General features: G+C 49.0%; 3 protein-coding genes and 1 pseudogene. 2 read left to right on the plus strand and 2 right to left on the minus strand.

What is annotated here, in order from left to right; translation table 11 throughout:
* Nucleotides 1-26: 26 nt before the first annotated feature.
* Entirely contained in the window at nt 27-338 is a 312-nt protein-coding gene (locus V7K42_RS26875; protein ID WP_334920493.1) for an AraC family transcriptional regulator N-terminal domain-containing protein, read from the minus strand.
* A gap of 154 nt (nt 339-492) precedes the next feature.
* Here V7K42_RS26875 and V7K42_RS26880 point away from each other — a divergent pair, with 154 nt between their 5' ends.
* On the plus strand, nt 493-1,452 hold the full coding sequence (locus V7K42_RS26880) for a quinone oxidoreductase family protein (protein WP_334920495.1): 960 nt from the start codon (nt 493-495) through the stop codon (nt 1,450-1,452).
* A 130-nt stretch (nt 1,453-1,582) separates the two neighbouring features.
* Entirely contained in the window at nt 1,583-2,479 is an 897-nt protein-coding gene (locus V7K42_RS26885) for an aldo/keto reductase family oxidoreductase (RefSeq protein WP_334920496.1), read from the plus strand.
* A 206-nt stretch (nt 2,480-2,685) separates the two neighbouring features.
* Here V7K42_RS26885 and V7K42_RS26890 read toward each other — a convergent pair.
* Nucleotides 2,686-3,294: pseudogene (locus V7K42_RS26890) on the minus strand (hypothetical protein); the annotation flags it as partial.

A 3,294-nucleotide genomic window follows, 5' to 3' on the forward strand; every position in this document is an offset into this window, starting at 1 on the left:
CTTTTTCTTGCCAAGTTTTTGCACCATTATTTCGCTACAAGGTCAAGATTACAGGATTTCCGCTCTTCTCTAGTAAGTTTTGCCACGCTAGGATATGTTTCCTTACCCAGCAACATTTCTTTCTTGCCTTGAACGATGAGGGTGAAGCGGGGTTCATCAACACTGTAGGTTGCCGAAGACATCGCATCGGAGCGCTCAAAGCTCAATTGATTGATCGCAGTTGAATGCAAACCGTTGCCCTCGGTGTGCCTGATTATTAGGGTCGCGAGTTCTTGGCACTGATTCGCAATCACGTCAGAATTAGAGATTTCAATCATGGTAGGGACTCGATCGCTCAATGCCTTACTCTTGACGATTATAGAACCACTTCAAACGATTGCTTTGGAGAATTAGGCAATCATCGGCGAGTTTTGTGTATTTCAAGAAAAGCTTTTCAAACTTATGCTGAACTCGTAGCGATCTTTGAAGCGTTCGATTAGGAGAACCTAAGAAATGCAAGCCACTTCCCAATCGATGAAAGCAATGGCTGTTGACGAGTTCGGCGGTACTGGCAAGCTGACTTTGCACACCTTACCCGTACCGATGGTAGATGCGGGCGAAGTTTTGATTCGCGTTGAGGTCGCCGGAGTTGGTGTCTGGGACGCGATGGAGCGCGACGGTTTACTGGTATATAACGAAGTCCACTTTCCGCGTGTGCTGGGCGGCGAATGTGCAGGCACGATCGCTGCGGTCGGCGATGGCGTTGCTCGTTTTGCGGTCGGCGATCGCGTTTATGCCCAAAGCTTCATGAACGACAAGGGCGGTAGCTATGCAGAATACGTCGTCGTATCCGAAAAAACGGTCGCGCCGATGCCTGATGGTCTTGATATGCTAATGGCAGGCGGATTGCCCATTGCTGGTTTAACGGCGCTAAGTAATTTGAAGGCGCTCTTGACGGGCGACAGAACCAAATTGATGCTGTGGGGCGCAAGCGGTGGTGTCGGTCACGTTGCGCTGCAACTCGCTAAGAAGATGGGCGCGAGCGTTTTCGCTATTGCATCGGGTGCAGACGGCGTGGAGTTGGTCAAGCAGTTGGGTGCTGATGAAGCGGTGGACGGACACGGCGACGACGTTGTGCAACGCGCCCGCACCTTTGCGCCTGACGGCTTCGATGCCGTGTTGGTGCTGCTGAGCGGCGACGATGTTCAATCCACGCTCTCGTTGGTGCGTCAGGGCGGAATCATCTCTTTTCCGAACGGTGTGATGCCCGAACCCAAAGCGCCCGACGGTGTGGAACTCAAGAAGGCAAATGCTGACCCGATGTTGTTCGATCAACTCAACCGATTGATCAGCATCGACCAGTTTCAAGTTCACATCGCGCAGACGTTTCCTCTCGTTGCGGCGGCGCAAGCGCAATCAGGGATGAAACAGCATTATCTGGGCAAGATCGTGTTGCGTGTGAGCGGCGAATAAGAGTGTGAGCATGACTCAACCAGCATCTTCGTGAGTGCTGAAAATGTAGCCTCAAATAATCCTCCTTTTGACATCGAATAGGCTTCACTCTTTTTACTAAAACTAATTAGCACTCGAAGGAAACAGCAACATGATTCAGCAAACCAATCTAGGGGGCAGCTTCACGCTGCCAAACACGTCGATCGCGTTTAATCGTCTGGGCTACGGCGCAATGCAACTTGCGGGTCAAGGAGTGTTTGGTCCGCCCCGTGACGTGGATGCCGCCGTTGCCGTTTTACGTGAAGCGGTAGCACTCGGTGTCAATCACATCGATACTAGCGATTTTTATGGTCCGCACATTACCAATCAAATTATTCGTCAGGCACTTCACCCCTATCCTGAGAATTTGGTGATTGTCACTAAGGTGGGGGCGCGTCGTCCGGCGGATAAGTCATGGCAACCTGCCCTCTCGCGGCAAGAGCTGATCGATGCCGTTCACGAGAACCTGCAAAATCTTGGGCTTGAGGCGATGGACATTGTTAATCTCAGAGTCCCAGGTACAGGTGATCACGGCAGCGGCGTATCTGAAGGCTTGATCGCAGAACCCCTCAGCACACTGGTTGACTTAAAGTGTCAGGGACTTATCCGCCATATCGGACTGAGCAACATCAATGCCCAACAGTTTAAGGAAGCCCAGGCGATGACTGAGATTGTGTGTGTCCAGAACCAGTACAACTTAGCGCACCGCGAAGATGATGCGTTGATCGACGACCTTGCACAGCGCGGCGTGGCGTATGTCCCGTTCTTTCCGCTTGGTGGATTCACGCCGTTGCAATCGTCCAAGCTCGATGCCGCTGCAAGCTCTCTTCAGGCGACCCCGATGCAGGTTGCGCTTGCCTGGCTGCTTCAGCGCTCACCTAACATCCTGCTGATTCCCGGAACGTCATCGGTTGAGCATCTGCGCGAGAATCTCAAAGCCGCAGATCTGCAACTTCCGTCTCAAACAGTCAATGATCTTAACTTGATCGCTGTACCTGCTGCTCACTGAAGTATCGCCGCTTAAGGGACTTCCTACTACAAAAGGGGGATGAAAGGGCTGCCGACGGCAGCCCTTTCATCCCCCTTTAAAATGATTATCACTATTGTTAATGGAATAGTTTATTTTCTGCAAGTCCCTTAACATTAAAACAGAATTCAGTCCTTGTCGGCTCAAAATGCAAAAAAGTGTTCTAAAAAAACTTTGGGAGCTAAATTTTATCTTTGTAGTCCTATTTGTTGCGCTTGAAATTTAGCTAAAATTTTATCTATCTGACTATTCGCATCCTCAAAAGTTTGCAATATCTGTGGAGTTAGTTTATTTGTCTTCACCTGACCCGATTGCAAGGTTAAAATTACCTCTCCATTTTTCTGCGAAATAGTTAAATCTCTCTGCTGGGTATTAAAGGTTATATCATAAATTTTTCCCAAAACTTGAGTACCATTTTCATTAGGCTTACCCCAGACTATACCAATCCTTTGAGCAATTTGAGTCAGCCGACTAATGGCAACAAGATCAGATGTATCTTTATTCATTACTGTCAAGGCTTGGGCTGATAATTGTTCACCAGACTTAAACTGATTGGCAACTTCCACAATCCGTTTTTTGTAATTTTCCGGCTTCCCTAACTTATCGGCGGCATTGTACCAATTTCTCAAGTCATCAATCGTGACTGTCGGGGGCTTCTCTACACCTAAAGGTTCGGTTTTCACGCTATTACTAATGTCTGGCGTAGAAGGAGTGCTGGAGAGTAATGGAGTTATAGATTGGTTAGGTGGGGATTGTGCTGTTTGTTCTGGCGGTTTTAAAAATTGCGGTCGTGTGGC

Origin of the sequence: Nostoc sp. (assembly GCF_036917455.1) — a bacterium.
Lineage (GTDB): Bacteria > Cyanobacteriota > Cyanobacteriia > Cyanobacteriales > Nostocaceae > Nostoc.

Bases quoted from the DNA above. Each gene is read 5' to 3' on its own strand.
- V7K42_RS26880 (WP_334920495.1), top strand. From the start codon at position 493: ATGCAAGCCACTTCCCAATCGATGAAAGCAATGGCTGTTGACGAGTTC.
- V7K42_RS26885 (WP_334920496.1), top strand. From the start codon at position 1,583: ATGATTCAGCAAACCAATCTAGGGGGCAGCTTCACGCTGCCAAACACG.